This window comes from Martinezella sp. CNPSo 3732 (assembly GCF_057784515.1).
In genome coordinates, this window is sequence record NZ_JBXSOO010000007.1 from 198,980 (window position 1) to 216,748 (window position 17,769).

A 17,769-nucleotide genomic window follows, 5' to 3' on the forward strand; every position below is an offset into this window, starting at 1 on the left:
GGAGCTTACTCGATGTCGAAGGAGACACCCTGCGCCAGCGGCAGGGCCTTGGAGTAGTTCACGGTGTTGGTCGCCCGGCGCATATAGGCCTTCCAGGCATCCGAGCCGGATTCGCGGCCGCCGCCGGTTTCCTTCTCGCCGCCGAATGCACCGCCGATTTCAGCGCCCGAGGTGCCGATATTGACGTTGGCGATGCCGCAATCGGAGCCGTCGGCGGCAAGGAAGCGCTCGGATTCCTGCATGTCGCGCGTGAAGATCGAGGAGGACAGGCCGGCGGCAACGGCATTGTGCTCATCGATGACGGTGTCGAAATCGTCATAGGGCATGACATAGAGGATGGGCGCGAAAGTTTCTTCCATGACCGGACCGGCCTGCTTCGGCATTTCCACCAGCGCCGGCTTTGCGTAATAGCCGTCGGCATGGCCGACATCGACACGCTCGCCACCGGTGACGGAGCCGCCATGCGCCTTTGCTTCCGCAATTGCCTTCTGCATGTTGTCGAACGCCGCCTTGTCGATCAGCGGGCCCACGAGCGCGGAAGAGTGCAGGGGATCGCCGACCGATACGCTCTGATAGGCCTTCTTCAGACGCGGAACGAGCTGATCGTAGACGCTTTTGTGGACGAAGAGACGGCGCAGCGTCGTGCAGCGCTGGCCGGCCGTACCCATGGCGCCAAAAGCGATAGCGCGTAATGCCATGTCGAGATCGGCCGAGGGGCAGACGATGCCGGCATTGTTGCCGCCGAGTTCGAGGATGGCGCGGGCAAAGCGCTTGGCAAGCCGCGGTCCGACCTCACGGCCCATGCGCGTCGATCCGGTTGCCGAAACGAGCGGCATCTTCGGATGGTCGACCAGGATTTCGCCGATCGCACGATCGCCGATCAGTACCTGCGAAAGACCTTCCGGCGCGTCGCCGAAGCGGGCAAGTGCACGATCGAGGATTGCCTGCGAGGCAAGGGCGGTCAGCGGCGTCTTTTCCGAGGGCTTCCAGACGACGGCATCGCCGCAGATCAGCGCCAGCGCCGCATTCCACGACCAGACCGCGACCGGGAAATTGAAGGCGGAGATGATGCCGACGACACCGAGCGGATGCCAGGTTTCCATCATGCGATGGCCCGGGCGTTCGGTTGCGATTGTGAGGCCGTAAAGCTGGCGGGAAAGACCGACGGCGAAATCGCAGATGTCGATCATTTCCTGCACTTCACCGAGGCCTTCGGAGCGGATCTTGCCGGCTTCGATCGATACCAGCCGGCCAAGATCGTCCTTGGCGGCGCGCAGCTCTTCGCCAAGCAGACGCACCAGTTCGCCGCGCTTCGGGGCCGGCACGAGGCGCCAAGCGCGGAACGCTGCATGCGCCTTCTCGATTTTCTTCGCTGCTTCATCGGCAGAAACGGTCTTGAGGCTGCCGATCTTCTCGCCGGTGACCGGGGAATAGGAGGGCATGTCGCCTTGCGTGTAGAGCACCTTGTCGACGCCGAGCTTTTCGAGAATGGCGGCAGCTTCGGCTGCAACGGATGTGGTCTTGGCTGCAATGTTCATCGTTTGAAACTCCACTTGTCTTGATCCGGGTGGCGCGCGGCTGATATCGCCGCATCATCTCACTCGGCGGCATCTTGTTTGGATAATGCCCGTAGGCAGGCGTCGATCGATGCCTGTTCGATGCCGGCGTAATGGTCGAATTCGTTTAGCACCTTCATGCCGATATCGGCTTCGAAGCGCTGCTGGTTCGGGCTGGCGACGAAGTCCTGCTGCGCACCATCGCCGAGATTGGACTGGAAAATGCCGGCAGCACTGACGGGGAGGAAATCCTCGTAGACGATGGGGTCGAACTGGACGAGGCCCTGGTCGATCAGCGCGTCGATATCCCCATAGCTCGTTGCGGCAGTCTTGCCCTTGGCTGTCAGCGAATAGGTGAAATAGCCGAGGCCTTCGGCGCGGATTGCCGCCCAGTCATCCGGGAAATCGGCAAAGCTTTGAGCGAGAGCGGCCTCATAATCGCGCGCATTCGATCCGTCGGCAGCCGGGCATACGATCTTGCGCGACTGATCGAGCAGCCTGTCATAAAGCGCGCGACCCTTCGGCGTCAGCGCAATGCCGCGCTGCTCGATCTCGCCGAAGCGGGCGGTGTGCGAGCCCGCTTCCCAGACGCCATCGGCATTGCGGAAAGAGACCGGCTCTTCGAGCGCCTTGAACGAGGTCTGGCGCAGCAGGATCGGGCAGGCCCGCGTGGGCGGCCCCTCGACAACGGCCTTGGGGGCGATGTCGTAATCGGGCATCAGCGCCTGGACGCGATCGATATCCAGCGTGCGCGGCGTCAGATGGTTGATGTGCGGCCCCTTGAAGGACACGACATCGGCAATCAGGCGATGGGCATCATGGAGGCGATGGTACATGCCGGCATCGACATTGGCTTCGTCATGCCAGCGGAAGGTCTCCAGCACCTCGTCGACGAACTGGCTAGCGTCGGCCATGGTCAGGCCACCTTCACGCTCGGCCTTTTGGGTGAGTGCGACGGCGCCATCGGTGAAAATCTGGCGCTTCGCGAGAATGTCTGCGGCCGCCTTGCGAAGATCTTCATCGGCGATGAGATCGAGCCGCAGCAGCGAGGTGAAGACGCGGAAGGGATTGCGCTTCAGCTCCGCATCGCCGATCGGGCGGAATGCGGTCGAATGAACCGGCACGCCGGCGGTCGACAGATCGTAATAGCCGACGGGATACATGCCCATGACGGCGAAGACCCGTGCCATCATCGCAAGCTCCGCCGCAGTGCCGAGCCGGATGGCGCCGTGCCGTTCCTCCGAGATGCGATCGAGATAGTCCGTCGCCTCAAGGCGCTCCTTCAGCTTGGGCTGTGCCGCCAGCGTTTCGTCATTGACGCGGGCGACCAGCTTCATGAGCGTGCCGTAGGCGGGAACTTCTTCGCGATACATCGCCGACATGGCGGCTGAAAAAGCGCTGCGAATATCGCCGGTCGAGACGTGATCAGGCTTCATGTGCGATCTCTTCCTGAAAAGCTATATCATTCTTATCTCGCAGAATATCTCTTGTTGGACGGCTGGTGTTGTGAGAGAGAATTCTAACTTGATGCGAAAATGGAATGATCATGCGTCGGCGCCTTATCCCTGACATCGTCAATCTTCAGGCATTCGAATGTGCTGCGCGCCATCAGAATTTTTCGCGTGCCGCTGAAGAACTCAACCTGACCCAAAGCGCCGTCAGCCGTCAGATCAGCGATCTGGAGCAGCAGACGGGCCTGAAGTTGTTCGAACGTGTCCGTCAGCGGGTCGTCCTGTCTGAGGCCGGGCTTCGGCTGTTGCCGGAGGTCAAGGATCTGCTCCTGCGCTCCGAGCGGCTGATGATCGGCGCCGTCGCCGCCGGTCAGATGAAACTATCGCTGAAGGTCGCGACCTTGCCGACTTTCGGCACGCGCTGGCTGGTGCCGCGTCTCGGCCGGTTTCTCGACGAACATCGCGATGTCGCCATCACCGTGGAATCACGCTCCAAGCCCTTCAATTTTGACGAGGATAATTTCGATCTCGCCATTCACTACGGCCTGCCGGCATGGGCGGGAGCCGTCGCGACTTTTCTTTGTAACGAAACCGTTCTCCCCGTCGCCAGCCGGGAGCTTGCCGGACGGCTGGGTCTGATCTCGCCGGAAGAACTATCGAGAGCCCCGCTGCTGCATCTGACGACGCGTCCGAAGCTCTGGGCGCAATGGTTCGATCTGCAGGAGCTGCCGACGGAGAATGCCTATCCCGGCGCGCGCTTCGACCAGTTTTCCATGATCATCGCAGCAGCCATCGCCGGGCTCGGTGTGGCGCTTCTGCCGACCTATCTGATCGAGGATGAACTCAAGGCCGGCACGCTTCTGCCGCTGTTTAATCTGCCGATGCCGACCGAGAACAGCTATTACGTCGTCATGCCGGAAAAGAAGCAGACGAACGAGACTGCGACACTATTTCAGGATTGGCTGTTGAGTGAGGTCACACCGCAATCGTAGATGATGCCGCAGCGCTGATTTGCGTCTGCTGCTGCGAGGCGAAAAAATCGTCGCAGATGAGCCAATCTAAATGGATTTGAATCGTTGGGCGTTCAAGACGATTTTATTTGGAGTGCGTGGACATCCTAACGGGCCGGAGCGCCCCGCTGATAGAATAGTGTCGCGCGACTTAGACATCCGCATCGGACGGGAGGAACCTTTGCCAAACTATGTTTTGCTGCCCGAAGCTGCTGCATTACTTGCCGGCGCCAACAGGGTACTTGTCATTGGCTGCTCCGGAGGCGGCAAGACGACCTATTCCCAGAAGATCGCGAGTATATTCGGTTTGGAGTTTCAATCGCTAGATCGGGACGTTCGATGGTTGCCCGGTTGGAAAGAGCGCGAAAGGGAAGGGCAGCGGTCGATTATCGTCGAGCTGGCGCGACGCGAGAGGTGGGTCATGGATGGCAGCGGCGCATCCACTTTTGATCTGAGATTGCCGCGCACCGATCTTGTCCTTTGGGTTCGAGTGCCCAGGCATGTCGCATTATTTGGTCTGGCGAAGAGGGTTTCGCGGCACTATGGAACAGTTCGCCCTGCAATGGCCGAAGGTTGCCCTGAACCTCTGCCAGATAGGGCTTTCCTCTCCTATATCTGGAATTTCGAGAGGAAATATGCGCCTCTGTTTGTTCGAAGTATCGACCTGTATGGGCCGCAAGTGCCGGTCGTCCTTTTGAATTCGCACGGCGAAATGGATCGGCTGCTCCGGCTTGCACGCAAAGCCGATGAGAGCCAGTCGGATACAGCGACCAAGTCTACAATTAAAGCCGAGAATCGTGCTTAAATACAGGAGGCAAGGCCATACACCATGGCCGCAGGGCCATTTCCAGTCGGGTGGGGCAATGACGATAAGTGAACATGCCGAACTGGAGGATATCGTCTTCAAGAGCGCTTTGCTCATGTCGCTTCTCCGGCGCTGGGATGAGATTGCACTGCCAGATTGCTGGCTGGTGGCAGGAGCCGTTGCCCAGACCGTTTGGAATCATGCCTTCGGGCTGCCTCTGTCTCATGGGATCAATGACCTCGACATTGTTTATTTCGATGCCGATGATCTGTCTGAACAAGCGGAGGCCGATCATGCCGCTCGGATCCGCGGGCTCTTTCCCGATTTGCCGGTCTGGATCGATGTGAAGAACGAAGCCCGGGTTCACTGCTGGTACGAAGCGAAATTCGGATACCCGATCCCGCCTTACAAATCGACCCTGGATGCCATCACCACTTTTCCGACCACGGCAACCGCCGTGGGTTTGCGTTCCAATGGCGCGGGCCTGGAATATTGTGCTCCGTTCGGTCTTCCCGATCTGCTGAATGGCGTCGTGCGCCCCAACAAGAAGCAGATCACGCAGGCGATCTACGAGCAGAAAGTCAATCGCTGGATTGCAGTCTGGCCGAGGCTGACGATCGTTGGCTGGGACAGCTGAGGAGTTTCGAGGCTCAGCCGCGTGATTTCCGACCGGATGTCAGATCATGTCGAATATGGCCGATGCTACAACGACTTCCGTACCCGCGAGGCCGACCGAACAGAAGAGCGTGGTGTCGAGAGGAGATGTTCTGCCAGACGCCTGACCGGCGACTATAGCAGCAAGATCGAGCATTCGCTCTTCGTGCATGGTTCCGGAAAGGAAAAATGGGGACGCATAGGCGCACGTTTGCTCAGGAGAATCCGTAGCGATGAGGCTGGCCATGTTCGCGACGTCCAGGCCGAGTTCATGTCCCTTGAGCGTCTTCGGGCCGATCGTATTGATGTGGACGCCGGCTTTTAAATCCGAAGCATCGATCACCGGCCTGTCGCTGCTTGTTGCGCATAACACGATATCGGCATCGGCCACGGCTTTTGCCGCACTTGTAACCGGTTCAATGGAGATGCCGAGTTCCAATTGCATCTCTTCAGCAAAGGCGGCACAGTTTGTCGGGTTTCGGCTGAAGACATGGACAGAGCCTATGTCGCGAACGGCAACAGCGGCAATGAGCTGCGTTCGCGCCTGCGCGCCACTGCCAATGATGCCAACCGTGCTGGCGGTTGGAGCGCTGAGGTGATGAATGGCTATGCCTCCGATTGCCCCCGTCCTGATCTGGCCGAGCCGTTCGCCCAAGATGACGCCCTGCAGTTCGGCCGTGTCGGCACGCCATACGGCGACGACTTGTGCATGCTGCCCGCCGGCAAAGGTCTCGTAGGCGCGAAAGCCGGCAAGCGGCCGCTCGCCATCGATGCCTCCGACCGTAAACACGATGTCTCCACGATCGGGAAAGGAGACGTGATGCCGGGGTGGGGACACCAGCTTGCCGGCCGCCTTGGCTCGGAAGGCTGCTTCCAAGGCATCGATTGCCCCGCGCATGACTGTGGCAGGGCATAAATCCTCGTCTTTCAATATCTTCATCGAAGGTTGACCTCCGTGTGCCTGGCCACTCTGCAACCTCAGGCGCACTTGAGGTCAATGGCGGCCGGCCACAGCAGGTCGGAAAAAAGGAGGCGGGGTATCGATGGGCATGAATTATGCAGCTTAACCTATCTGCTTTTTAGGACCGCATCTCGTGATGCCGCCACCCTGGCGTTTCGCATTGCCCAACTCTTCAGGCGTAGGCCATTGAGTTTGATGAAGCCCTCGGCGTCGTGGTGATCATATGCTCCGGAGCTTTCCTCGAAGGTAACGAGGTCGGTAGAATAGAGCGAGGCGGGCGAGGTGCGGGCGATCACACTGGCTGAACCCTTGTAGAGCCTGAGCGTCACTTCGCCGCTGACATGGATTTGGCTCCGATCGATCAATGCCTGCAGCATTTCCCGCTCGGGCGAATACCAAAAGCCGTTATAGATCAGTGCAGCGTAGCGGGGCATGATCTCGTCCTTCAAATGTGCAGCGGCGCGATCGAGCGTGATCGATTCGATGCCGCGATGGGCGGCGAGCAGGATCGTGCCGCCGGGCGTTTCGTAAACGCCGCGCGATTTCATCCCGACGAAACGGTTCTCGACGAGATCAATCCTGCCGATCCCGTGCCTGCCACCCAATTGGTTGAGCTTCGTCAGGAGGCCTGCGGGCGTTATCGCTTCGCCATTCAGGGAAACGGCATCGCCCTTTTCAAAGCCGATGACGATGATCTCCGGCTCGTCGGGTGCGTCCCGAGGATCGACAGTGCGCTGGTAGATATAGGATGGCGCGATCTCGGCCGGGTTTTCCAGGATTTTGCCCTCGGTAGATGTGTGCAGGAGATTTGCGTCCGTCGAAAAAGGAGCCTCGCCGCGCTTATCCTTCGGCACGGGAATTTGGTGCGCTTCGGCGTATTCGATCAGCTGGGTGCGCGATTGGATGGCCCACTCGCGCCACGGCGCGATGATCTTGATCGATGGATCGAGCGCATTGGCCGCCAGTTCGAAACGAACCTGGTCATTGCCCTTGCCTGTGGAGCCGTGAGCAATGGCATCGGCACCCACCTCGCGTGCGATATTGATGAGATGCTTGGCGATGAGCGGGCGGGCGATGGAGGAGCCGAGGAGATATTGCCCCTCATAGAGCGCGTTTGCCCGGAACATCGGGAAAACAAAATCCCGAACGAATTCCTCGCGGACATCCTCGATCCTGATGTCTGTGACGCCCAATTGCTCGGCCTTTCGGCGGGCGGGCTCAAGCTCTTCGTCTTGGCCAAGATCGGCGGTAAAGGTCACGACTTCGCAGCCGTAGGTTTGCTGCAGCCATTTCAGGATTATGGATGTGTCCAGGCCTCCCGAATAGGCGAGTACGACTTTCTTGAGCTTTTTGGTCATCGGCTTTCGTCTCCATGTTAATGCATGAAACGATAGGCCAATCCCTGCGCAATGAGCTTGCAAAGAGTTCGAGAATACGAGAGAATTTGGCATATTATGCCACTTTCCTGTTCCTAGGAGCTATATAGTGTCATCGACTCTGGATAAGATAGACCGGCGTATTCTCAAGGTGCTGCAGCGTGACGGACGCATTTCCAATGTGGATCTCGCGAGGGAAGTGGGGTTGTCGCCGTCCCCCTGTCTTCGCCGGGTGCGATTGCTGGAAGATGCAGGCATTATCGATCGCTACGTTGCCGTTCTGGACCCGGCAAAGGTGGGTGCGGGCCTCACCGTGTTTGCACGCGTCTGGTTCAAGACGCAGGATGCACAGGTCACCCTGCAATTCGCGGAGGCTGTCAGACGGTTTCCCGAAGTCATGGAATGTTATCTGACCACGGGAGAATGTGATGCCATCCTGCGCATCGTGACGGCCGATCTTCATAGCTATTGGCGCTTTCAGGCCGATCACTTGACTCGCATCCCGAGCGTATTGAACGTCAAGACCGATGTGCCGATGGAAACGCTGAAGCGAAGCTTCGAATTGCCCTTGGCCTCTTAGTATTTCAGCCAGCCGTCGGCCAAGTATGGCGACGGCGAAGTGCCGTTCAGCTTACGGAGCCGATGCCCGCCTGCTCGGACCCTGGCGGACATATCGAACCCGCGAGACAATTGATGTTTGGAGAGCGAAATGAGCATATTCGAAACGGCAATGCAGGCGACACGCTCGGTTCTCGCCAGCCGTTTTCCTAGCTATTCCTTTGCCTTTGCCTCAGGGTCGATCATACGAGGTGAGGGAAGAAAGGGCTCCGACATTGATCTGGTCGTGGTCTTTGATCGGCTGGAAACCGCTTGGCGCGAAACCTTTATCGAAGGCGAGCTCCCATTCGAAGTGTTTGTTCACGACCCGGAGACGCTCAGCTGTTTCTTTGAGAGCGATATTGCGCGCGGCTACCCCGTCATTATTCATATGGTTGCGACGGGCCAGATTCTCGGGCCAAATCCGGGCAAGGGGCAGATCTGGAAAGACTATGCTTCCGATATCCTCCGTGCCAGCCCACCAGAGCTGGAAGGTGAGAAGCTGAATGCTCTGAAATATCAGATCACCGATCTTCTCGATGACCTGCATGGAGAGCCGGCAGCTCCAGAGGCACGCGCGATTGCAGCGCAACTCTACCAGCCCTTGGCGGACCTTATGCTGCTTGGGCGAGGCAAATGGTCGGGCAGGGGCAAATGGATTCCTCGCCTGCTGTGTGACGTGGCTCTGGACCTGGCCGATAGCTTCGACGATGCCTTCAGGCAGGCTTCAGCGGGAGAGGTGAAGGCATTGTGCGACCTCACACATCGCGAGCTGGATCGGCATGGTGGTCCATTTTTCGCTGGTGACAAGCGCATGGCATCGCAACAAGCGAGACGAAAGAGCCTCGTCTCGTGATTGATTGTTATGCGCTGATCAAAAATTTTAAGCTTGAAATTCTTCATTGCAATGCTCACACATTCCCTATCGGGTCGCTGCGGATTTGCAGGATAGGCGCGAGGTGAACTCGGGAGGAGAAAGCCGCCATGAAGATGCATCCGCTGAAGGGGCCGAACCGGCTGAAGCTCGGTGTTTTTTCGACCAACGCGGATGGCGGCCTTGCCATTACCGACGTGCCGGAGCGCTGGACGGCAGGGTGGCAGCACAATCTGACGGCGGCGCAGATTGCGGATCGGGCGGGGCTTGAGTTCTTTCTACCGATCGCCCGCTGGCGCGGTTTTGGGGGCAAGAACCGCGTGCGCGAATGGTCGTTCGAGACCTTCACCTGGGCGGCTGCGCTGTCGGCTGCGACCGAGCAGATCGGCCTCTTCATGACGGTGCACGTGCCGATCGTCCATCCCCTTTATGCTGCCAAGTCGCTTGCGACAGTCGACCATATCAGCCGGGGGCGGGCGGGACTGAACATTGTCTGTGGCTGGAACCCGAAGGAGTTCGGCATGTTCGGCGTGCCGCTCGTCGAAAAGGGCTACGACCAGGCAGCCGAATGGCTCGAAATCGTCGAGAGGCTCTATGCCTCGGATGAGCCCTTTGACTATGCCGGCACCTATTACAATTTGAAGGAAGCCGTCAGCCGTCCCGCAAGCCTGCAGGCGCCGCGGCCGGTGACGATGAATGCGGCTTTCGGCGGCCCCGGCCGAGACTTTGCCGCGGCGCATTGCGACTATCTCTTCACCACCTTCACCGAGATCGATGACGCCGGGAAGCATGTGGCTGATATCGCCGCACGGGCGGAAGGAAAAGGCAGGCAGGTCGGCGTTTATACCGTCTGTCACGTCGTCTGCCGCGAGACACAGACGGAGGCGGAAGACTATTATACCCGCTATGCCGTGACGATGGCCGATCACGCTGCCGTCGATCAGCACATGGCCGGCAAAAAAGAGTTCTCGCAGTCCCATGATCGCGAGGCCTATGACCGCTACCGGCAGCGGTTTGCCGGTGGAGCAGGCAGCTACCCGCTGATCGGCACGCCGCAGCGCATTGCCGAAGAGATGATCGCCATTGCCGGGCAAGGCTATGCCGGCATCGCCTTGTCCTTCGTCAACTACACGCAGGAACTGCCCTATTTTTGCGATCGGGTGCTTTCGATTCTGACGAAGGCTGGGCTCCGCGCGGGGTGAACCACCGGTTCGATGCTTCGCGCCGCGGCCGCTCGCGGGAATGTGATCATCCTTCAATGACGACTTGGCTATCCGGCAAGGGCTGGTTTTTCAGGCCGTTCGCGGTGATGTCGCTTTCATGCTGCGGCGTCGCAGGTGCGACATGTGTGCAACGCAGCAAAAAACATGAGATCAAGGGGTTTACAAGCGCGACCCCGGATGGGATTCTTTCAGGCGAAGGGTGCTTCTTGATTGGAAGCAGCGTCATTCCCTTCGACCGGACGCCGTAAATCTTGGCTCCGATGCGTCGCTATCTTGCTGGCGCTTAACCGAACAAAATCAATCCGAAGCCAGAATGCGGCGTTGTTCCGCGCTGGCTGTTGCCTTGTTGCGCCCTGAACATCATGAGGTCGGGGTATAGAGAATGCGGGCTTTAACATGGGCTTCAAGTCAAAACACGTTCTTCGCGGCGTTCTTGGTCTTCTTGCGAGTGTCAGCTTGCCGCAGGTCACCAAAGCCAGCGATCTGATGATCTGGTCGCCGGTCAAAGTGGCGCCGCGAATATATAAGACGACGCTTGGTTTCCGGCTGCCGATGGCCTGGGATGTCAGTGCCGGCATGGATCTTGGGCTTGGTAGCGCTGCCACCGGCGCGATCTTGCGAAGCAGCAGCCTGGCAACGCTCTGGGGCACGACGATCGACGATCACAAGCGCTTTTCGACCGTGTGGCGTCGCGAAGTCTCCGTGAGGGTGGACACTCTCAATAGCACGGGAACGCTTTGCCTCGAGCGCTCGCGAAGCTGGACAGTGTCGGAAAATCTGGACATGAGCACGTCGAGGTCGCTGAACGTCAATTACGCGGGCACGCGGAATGCGGCAAATTCCGTTACTGCGACACAAGCCGTTACCGTTGCCGTTCCCTGGACGGGAACGTCCTTATCTGCGATCGGCAATCTGAAGGACGTCGGCAGCGTCTTTTCCAGCATGGTCTCGTTTCAGCAGCCTTTGGCGCCGAACCTCAATTTCTCGGCCTCCTTCGCCGATCCGCAGACTTTGACACCGGCTGGCAATGTACGCCTGGACTACCGTATCAAATGGTAGCTACCCGAGGTTTCTAAGTTCGGCCCTTTGCATATCTCGGTGGGGAACAAATGTCCCTCGCGGAAGTTTAGAGCGGGCAGGACATCGATCTTGCTCGAGGTGTCATGACCTCGCGAAGCCTGCCGCTGGTTCAACTCCCTGCCGGCGGCAGGCTTAGCGTTGCACCGGAGAACTCAGTCAGCGGATCCTGTCGCTTCCGTCGGCGATTTGATCGTTATGTCGGGCTCGGCAAGCTTAGCCTTGAGCTTCGAGATGACATCGTGCCGGGCATCAGACCAGGACGAGGTGATCGCCCAATATTCGATGTTGAGCACGGCTTGATCGACGGCCAGCTCGTCGAGAAAAACCTTCGGTGCGGGTGTGGTCTTGATGCGCTGATCCGCTTTCAGGATGTCGAGGATTGTTTTGCGGGCAAGATCGATGTCGATTTTCTCACCCATGGCAACGGACAATTGCTGGCGGCGGTCCGGCTCGCGGCTGTGGTTGATGATGGGCGTGTTCCAGAGCGTCGAGTTCGGCGCCATCAGATAGAGGCCGTCGGCCGTTCTCATCTCCGTCGCGAAGAGCCCGATCTCCTTGATGTAACCTTTGACGTTCGCCGTCTCGATATATTCGCCGACCCGGAATGGCCGCAGGATCAGCAGCATGATGCCGGCGGCGATGTTTTGAAGCGTGCCTTGCAGTGCCAGGCCGATCGCCAGGCCGGCAGCGCCGAGAGCGGCGATGATGGAGGCGGTCTGAACGCCGAACTGGCCAAGGACGGTGATGAAGACAAGGATAAGCAAGCTGTAGTGCAAGACATTCTGGAAGAAGCTCGCGAGCGTTTCGTCTATGCCGCGAATGCGCGAGATGACACGGTAGGCCGACCGGCTGATAATGCCCGCAAGAAGCCAGCCACCGATCAGAAGAATGATCGCGCCGAGAAGCGAAAATCCATATTGAACCGCGAGTGCCGAGGCCTGGTCGAGTGCCGAGCGAGTGGCGACGACGATATTGGTCGTTTGATCGTCCATGTCAAAACTCCATCTTTTCCAGAAAGCCAAATGAGAAGTCGCGTTTTTTGCTCCGGGCGATCGGACGCATGAAACTCAACTGTTCAATGGCTTATGCGGGCTATTTTCTCTGCCGGAGCGTCAGGCGCCGTGCTTTGCCTGATGTGGGCCTATGGTGGCCGCTGCGGCGTAATGAGCCTTCTTTTGTTCGTACATGCCGAGATCCGCGCGCTTGATCATGGCCTCCATGGTTTCGCCGGGCAGGCTCGTGGCAATGCCGATGGAGACGCTGAGGGGCGCGCTGGAATAGAACTGATTGTTGATCTTCAGCAGTTCGTTGATCGTCTCGACCATCGCGGCAGCCGCGATTTCATCGGCGCCCGGCATGAGAACGGCAAATTCGTCGCCGCCGATGCGGGCGGCGTGGTTCGGCAGGGAGACGACGCTGTTCAGCACCTCGCCCATGCGGCGCAGCAGCGCGTCGCCAGCATCGTGGCCGCTCTCGTCATTGGACTCCTTCAGGCCGTTCAGATCGAGAATGATGGCCGATACCGGCCGAAGCGATTTGCGCTCCAGTCTGTTGAGCTCCTCCATATAGAAGGCGCGGTTGTAAAGTCTGGTGAGCACATCGTGCTTGCCGAGATATTCAAGATAGGCTTCCGCTTTCTTGCGCGCGGTAATGTCGGTCAGCGCCACCTGCACCAGGGACCAGTCTTCCTCGTAACCGGGAAAGACCGAAAACTGCAGGAGGACGTGACGCTCCGATCCGTCGAGCGCGTAGTTCAGCACCTCACGCTGATGGAAAAGGCGACTGTTCCACAATTCCACCAATTGCCCCCGAAAATGCTTCTCCATGTCATCGCGGAACACTTCACCGATCCGCTGATGCAGGGTCTGGCGGTCCGGTGCGCAGAAGAGATCGAGCGTTGCCTGATTGACGTCGAGCACGCTGATCTCGCTCATGCATTGCTGGACGAATTCCGGATGCACGTCGAGAAATACCTGAAAGTCGACGATGCCTCGGTGGCGGATCTCATCGAGCAGGATCTTGATGCGGCTGAAGTCCTCGACCCAAAGGGAAACCGGCGAATGCTCGAACATGCCCTCGGCATAGCGGCGCTGCCGCTCTTCCTGCCGTCTTGCCTCCTCGCGGGCCGTCACATCCTCCGTCGTCAGCAGCAATCTGCTCCAGGAGGTCTCGTGACCCGGCAGGATGACGCCGCGTAGCTGGATGTCGAGCCGTTTGCCGCCGAGGGAATAGTTGATTGCGGTACCGGAAAACTCGGTCTTGCCTTCCCAGAGCGCCACAAGCTCGTTCACATGGCTTTGCAGCATCTCGTCCCGGAAGACCCGCGAAAGACTTCCGACGAGCGTCTCGAAGGACGGCGCCTCGAAGAGCTCCAGCGTCCTGGCATTGACGGCAAGAAGCTTGATCTTTTGCGAGCAGGACCCGACGCGCTGCACGTCGGCGAGCAGATGGGAACGCAGGTCCGTCACGCCTTCCGCACGCCAGAGTTCGAACTGCTCCTTGACGCCGCTGAAATCCTCCAGCCACATGGCGACGGGGGCAAGGTCGAAAACGGTGCTGCTGAAGTCCTGGGCGTTCATCATGATTCCCTGCACCGGCAACAAAAGTCAGTATGCGAAATGGAAAGCCGGCAGTTCGCTAAATTCTGCTTAGCGAGCATTGGTAAACCTTGCGTTGATATCAAGTGGCCGGTCAAGCCGGACAGTCACTGTCCGCTTCTTTTCAACTCATTCTTGTCAAAACTGTGCCCTAAACGGCTCTCTAGCGCGATCGCTATCGGGTTGATCCGACGTATGGGCAGTCATGTCTTCAAAAAACGCTCGAAGGCTTCTAGGGTCTTTTCGCTGACATGGTGTTCGATGCCCTCGGCATCATTTCTTGCCGTGTCAGCATCGACGCCGAGGCGGCAAAGGACGGCCTCGACGATCTCATGACGCCGGCGGGTTGCCACCGCCAGGCGCTGCCCTTCTTCAGTCAGGAACACGCCACGATAGGGGCGCTGCGTGATCAGGTTTTCCTCGGCGAGCCGCTTGAGCATTTTTGCAACCGTCGGCTGCGTTACTCCCAGTCTTTGTGCAATATCGGTCTGGCGCGCTTCACCGGCATGTTCTATCAGATCGGCGATGAGCTCGACGTAATCCTCCATCAATTCCGTGCGTCGATCGTCGCGGCTTTTCTGAAAGGCCTCGGCATGCGTCTCGATCTCGGTCGAAGACAGACGGCTTTCCGGGGCGGCAGGCAATTTCGTCAAGGCGGCTCATCTCCCTCTTGATTAAGAGTCATGTAATGATGTTTAGCCTCGACTATAAATAATTCAACGACGTTATGAAACCCCGGCGGCCGATCCCGGCCAGCCGTGAAATCGAAATTCCTATGTCTCAATTGGTTCGTCGCGCCACGCCTTCAGACGCGCAACAGCGGCAGCAGTTGCTTACCCTGCCGCTTTATTTCCGAGAGGTAGGGTGTGTCCGAAAGAACGAAATGCGTGATGCCGAGATCGCGGTACTTGCGCAGGGAGCTGGCGACATCCTCTGGCGAGCCGACCAGCCAGGTTGTGCCGGCACCGCCGCCGCCGAACTTGCCCGGTGCGGTATAGAGATTGTCGTCAAGCACGTCGCCGCGCGCGGCGAGATCGAACAGTCGTTTCTGGCCCACTGCGATCGATTGCCGGTGATCGTTCCAGCCGACGCCCTTATTCTTAGCCATCTCGGCGACTTTCGCCTCGGCATCGGTCCAGGCCTGCTCCGTTGTGTCGCGCACCAGCGTCGTAATGCGCAGCCCGAATTCCAGCGGCGGCAGGTCGCGATCAAGATCTCTGCTTAGCGCCCTGAGCCGGCTGATCCGCTCAGCGATGTCGGCGAGTGGCTCGCCCCAGAAAAGCTGAACATCTGCCTCCGTGGCGGAAACGCGTTCTGCAGCATCCGAAGCGCCGCCGAAATAGAGCTTGGGATGCAGACGTCCACCCCGAGGCTCGATACGCGGAGCCGCCGTGGATTCTCTGACGCGAAAGTGTTCTCCCTCATAGGTGACATTCTCTTCGGTCCAGAGCTTGCGGGTAAGCCGCATGAATTCTTTGGTGCGGCCGTAGCGGTGGGCTTGATTACCCTCGCTGTCGCCATAAGCGGCAAGATTGTCCTTGCCGGAAACAATGTTGATGCGCACCCGGCCGCCGCTCAGCTGATCCAAAGTGGCAGCAGCGGAGGCGAAGTGCGCCGGGCGCCAGTAGCCGGGGCGGATTGCGATGAGCGGCTCGAAACTGGTGGTGCGTGCGGCAAGTGCGGCCGCGACGGTGAAGGTGTCGGGTCGGCCCCACCCGGTGCCGATCAATGCGCCCCTCCAGCCATGATCCTCCAGTGCCTTGGCATGGCTCGCGAGCGTTTCCAGGCTGTTATGGTTCTCGACGGCGGAGTCGCCGCGATGGCCCGGTTTGACGTCGTTCGGGATGTACCAGAGAAATTCGCTGCTATCGCTCATGCCTGCGCCTGTCGGTCCGTCTGAATTGATAGGGGATTTGTAGCGAAGCGAGCCGTGATCAATCCTCGGCTCACCTTCCTTGCGTCTAAAGCTTGCCCTTCCAAGGGACGAGCACTGCTTCAAGAATGCGGACGGCGGTCGAGAAGGCGAAGGCACAGACCGCAATGATGCCGATGCCGACGAAGACGACGTCGGTGGCAAGGAACTGCGATGCCGACATGATCATGAAGCCAATACCGCGGGTCGAAGCGATGAGTTCGGCTGCCACCAGCGTTCCCCAGCCGATGCCGAAGGCGATCCGGATACCGGTCAGGATTTCCGGCAGGGCAGAAGGCAGGACGACGTTGAAGAAAAGGTGCAGCCGGTTCGCGCCGAGAGACCGCGCGGCATTGACCCGCTCCAGGGGCAGCGAACGAACGCCCGCTTGGGCCGACAGGCAAATCGGCGCGAACATGGCGAGCACGAGGAGGGTAATCTTCGAGGTCTCGCCGATCCCGAGCCATATGATCATCAGCGGCAGGTAGGAAAGGGGCGGCAGCGGCCAATAAAATTCGATGGGCGTATCGAGAATTCCCTTTGCCCAGCGGTTGAGACCCATCAGCAGACCGACAGGAATGCCGACCCCGATCGCGATGGCCGCGGCGACGACGATGCGGAACAGGCTTGCCGATATATGCTCGGAAAGCGAGGCACCCGCATAGCCGTCGCGATAGACAACGCCGATCTGCGCCAGCACCTCATCGGGGCGAGGCAGAAAGAGATGAGATACCAGGCCGAGCTTGGCGACGAGCCACCACAATGCCAGGCAGACGATTGCAGTCGCGATGCTGATGGCGACGGTGGGTTTCTCGCCAACGCCGAAGCCGGGAACACGAACCAGCTTCGGTTGTGTTTCCCTTTGAGAAACGGTGGCGGAGTGCGTTTCGATGATGTCGCTCATGCCGCACTCCTGATGTTGTCAGCACTGTGCAGGATGGTGCGAATTTCTTCCCGCAGGCTACCGAACTCAGGCGACGAGACGATCGCCTTGGTATCGCCGTCGGCCGCAAAACGATGCACGAAATCAAGCTCGAAGCGGGCAACGACACGCCCCGGTCTCGGAGACATGACCAGAACCTCCGTTCCGAGAAAAAGCGCCTCCTCGATCGAGTGGGTAATGAAGAAAATGCGCTTGTCGGTTCTTGCCCAAATGGAAACCAGAAGCTCCTGCATCTGCTCGCGCGTCAGGCTGTCGAGCGCGCCGAATGGTTCGTCCATCAGCAGGATATCCGGATCCGGGGCGAGCGCCCGTGCAATGCCGACCCGCTGGCGCATGCCGCCCGACAATTCATAGGGCAGAGCATTGGCAAAGTCGGTGAGGCCCACCAGCCGCAAAAGCTCGGATGCTCGATCGCGGCGTTCCCGCTTGCCCAGTCCGGCAAATTGCAGGCCGAGAGCCACGTTGTCGATGACGGACTTCCATGGCAGCAGCGAATCTTTCTGGAACACGACGCCGCGATCAGCGCCTGGCCTGGAAACAGGCCTTCCGTCGAGCGTGATCTTCCCCTCGGACAACGGCAGGAAGCCGGCGATCGCATTGAGCAGAGTAGATTTGCCGCAGCCGGATGCGCCAAGCGCCACGACGATGCCGCGTTCGGGAATGTTGAAGGAAACGCGATCGAGCGCGTGAACGGTCCTGCCGTCACGCGCTGCAAAGAAGACGCTTGCAT

The 17,769-nt window shown here is 59.2% G+C and carries 17 protein-coding genes; 7 read left to right on the top strand and 10 right to left on the bottom strand.

The features are described 5' to 3' along the window. Positions 1 to 5: 5 nt before the first annotated feature. Together amaB and hglS are read right to left on the bottom strand one after the other, a co-directional pair. Positions 6 to 1,538 (bottom strand): L-piperidine-6-carboxylate dehydrogenase, encoded by a 1,533-nt coding sequence (gene amaB / locus AC13RM_RS15535; RefSeq protein WP_374818286.1) that lies wholly within the window; start codon positions 1,536 to 1,538, stop codon positions 6 to 8. 59 nt (positions 1,539 to 1,597) lie between these two features. Continuing rightward, positions 1,598 to 2,992, bottom strand: a complete 1,395-nt coding sequence (gene hglS, locus AC13RM_RS15540) for a 2-oxoadipate dioxygenase/decarboxylase HglS (RefSeq protein ID WP_374818284.1) — start codon at positions 2,990 to 2,992, stop codon at positions 1,598 to 1,600. A 104-nt stretch (positions 2,993 to 3,096) separates the two neighbouring features. Here hglS and AC13RM_RS15545 point away from each other — a divergent pair, with 104 nt between their 5' ends. From AC13RM_RS15545 to AC13RM_RS15555, 3 genes are all read left to right on the top strand, one after another. Next, the gene (locus tag AC13RM_RS15545; protein ID WP_374818282.1) at positions 3,097 to 3,999 is read left to right on the top strand and encodes a LysR family transcriptional regulator; all 903 of its coding nucleotides are present in this window, start codon (positions 3,097 to 3,099) and stop codon (positions 3,997 to 3,999) included. A gap of 199 nt (positions 4,000 to 4,198) precedes the next feature. After that, a complete protein-coding gene (locus AC13RM_RS15550; protein ID WP_374818389.1) occupies positions 4,199 to 4,822 on the top strand; it encodes a P-loop NTPase family protein in 624 nt (207 codons plus the stop codon). Between the two features lie 58 nt (positions 4,823 to 4,880). Beyond that, positions 4,881 to 5,459, top strand: coding sequence for a nucleotidyltransferase family protein (locus tag AC13RM_RS15555; protein WP_374818280.1), 579 nt, complete (start codon positions 4,881 to 4,883; stop codon positions 5,457 to 5,459). Between the two features lie 39 nt (positions 5,460 to 5,498). Here AC13RM_RS15555 and AC13RM_RS15560 read toward each other — a convergent pair whose 3' ends face one another. Together AC13RM_RS15560 and AC13RM_RS15565 are read right to left on the bottom strand one after the other, a co-directional pair. Beyond that, on the bottom strand, positions 5,499 to 6,416 hold the full coding sequence (locus tag AC13RM_RS15560; protein ID WP_374818278.1) for an ornithine cyclodeaminase family protein: 918 nt from the start codon (positions 6,414 to 6,416) through the stop codon (positions 5,499 to 5,501). A gap of 128 nt (positions 6,417 to 6,544) precedes the next feature. Next, on the bottom strand, positions 6,545 to 7,795 hold the full coding sequence (locus tag AC13RM_RS15565; RefSeq protein ID WP_374818276.1) for an argininosuccinate synthase: 1,251 nt from the start codon (positions 7,793 to 7,795) through the stop codon (positions 6,545 to 6,547). 127 nt (positions 7,796 to 7,922) lie between these two features. Between AC13RM_RS15565 and AC13RM_RS15570 the strand changes: the two genes are divergently transcribed. The 4 genes from AC13RM_RS15570 (at position 7,923) to AC13RM_RS15585 (ending at position 11,566) form a co-directional block, all read left to right on the top strand. Then, on the top strand, positions 7,923 to 8,393 hold the full coding sequence (locus AC13RM_RS15570; protein WP_374818274.1) for an Lrp/AsnC family transcriptional regulator: 471 nt from the start codon (positions 7,923 to 7,925) through the stop codon (positions 8,391 to 8,393). A gap of 150 nt (positions 8,394 to 8,543) precedes the next feature. After that, a complete protein-coding gene (locus tag AC13RM_RS15575; protein WP_374818272.1) occupies positions 8,544 to 9,266 on the top strand; it encodes a nucleotidyltransferase domain-containing protein in 723 nt (240 codons plus the stop codon). A gap of 128 nt (positions 9,267 to 9,394) precedes the next feature. Beyond that, the gene (locus AC13RM_RS15580; protein WP_374818270.1) at positions 9,395 to 10,486 is read left to right on the top strand and encodes an LLM class flavin-dependent oxidoreductase; all 1,092 of its coding nucleotides are present in this window, start codon (positions 9,395 to 9,397) and stop codon (positions 10,484 to 10,486) included. 417 nt (positions 10,487 to 10,903) lie between these two features. Further along, positions 10,904 to 11,566, top strand: a complete 663-nt coding sequence (locus tag AC13RM_RS15585) for a hypothetical protein (protein ID WP_374818268.1) — start codon at positions 10,904 to 10,906, stop codon at positions 11,564 to 11,566. A 173-nt stretch (positions 11,567 to 11,739) separates the two neighbouring features. Here the strand turns inward: AC13RM_RS15585 and AC13RM_RS15590 are convergent, their stop codons facing one another. The 6 genes from AC13RM_RS15590 to AC13RM_RS15615 all read right to left on the bottom strand — a co-directional run. After that, entirely contained in the window at positions 11,740 to 12,579 is an 840-nt protein-coding gene (locus AC13RM_RS15590; protein ID WP_374818265.1) for a mechanosensitive ion channel family protein, read from the bottom strand. A 120-nt stretch (positions 12,580 to 12,699) separates the two neighbouring features. Continuing rightward, positions 12,700 to 14,169 (bottom strand): sensor domain-containing diguanylate cyclase, encoded by a 1,470-nt coding sequence (locus AC13RM_RS15595; RefSeq protein ID WP_374818263.1) that lies wholly within the window; start codon positions 14,167 to 14,169, stop codon positions 12,700 to 12,702. Between the two features lie 218 nt (positions 14,170 to 14,387). Beyond that, positions 14,388 to 14,837 carry a manganese-binding transcriptional regulator MntR gene (gene mntR, locus AC13RM_RS15600; protein WP_374818261.1) on the bottom strand — a complete coding sequence of 150 codons (450 nt, stop codon included), beginning with the start codon at positions 14,835 to 14,837 and terminating at the stop codon, positions 14,388 to 14,390. A gap of 152 nt (positions 14,838 to 14,989) precedes the next feature. Next, entirely contained in the window at positions 14,990 to 16,060 is a 1,071-nt protein-coding gene (locus tag AC13RM_RS15605) for an LLM class flavin-dependent oxidoreductase (protein ID WP_374818259.1), read from the bottom strand. A gap of 85 nt (positions 16,061 to 16,145) precedes the next feature. Beyond that, a complete protein-coding gene (locus AC13RM_RS15610; protein ID WP_374818257.1) occupies positions 16,146 to 17,000 on the bottom strand; it encodes an ABC transporter permease subunit in 855 nt (284 codons plus the stop codon). Beyond that, positions 16,997 to 17,769: taurine ABC transporter ATP-binding protein (locus AC13RM_RS15615; RefSeq protein ID WP_488555245.1), on the bottom strand; the 773-nt coding region annotated here is incomplete at its 5' end. The genes AC13RM_RS15615 and AC13RM_RS15610, both read right to left, overlap by 4 nt.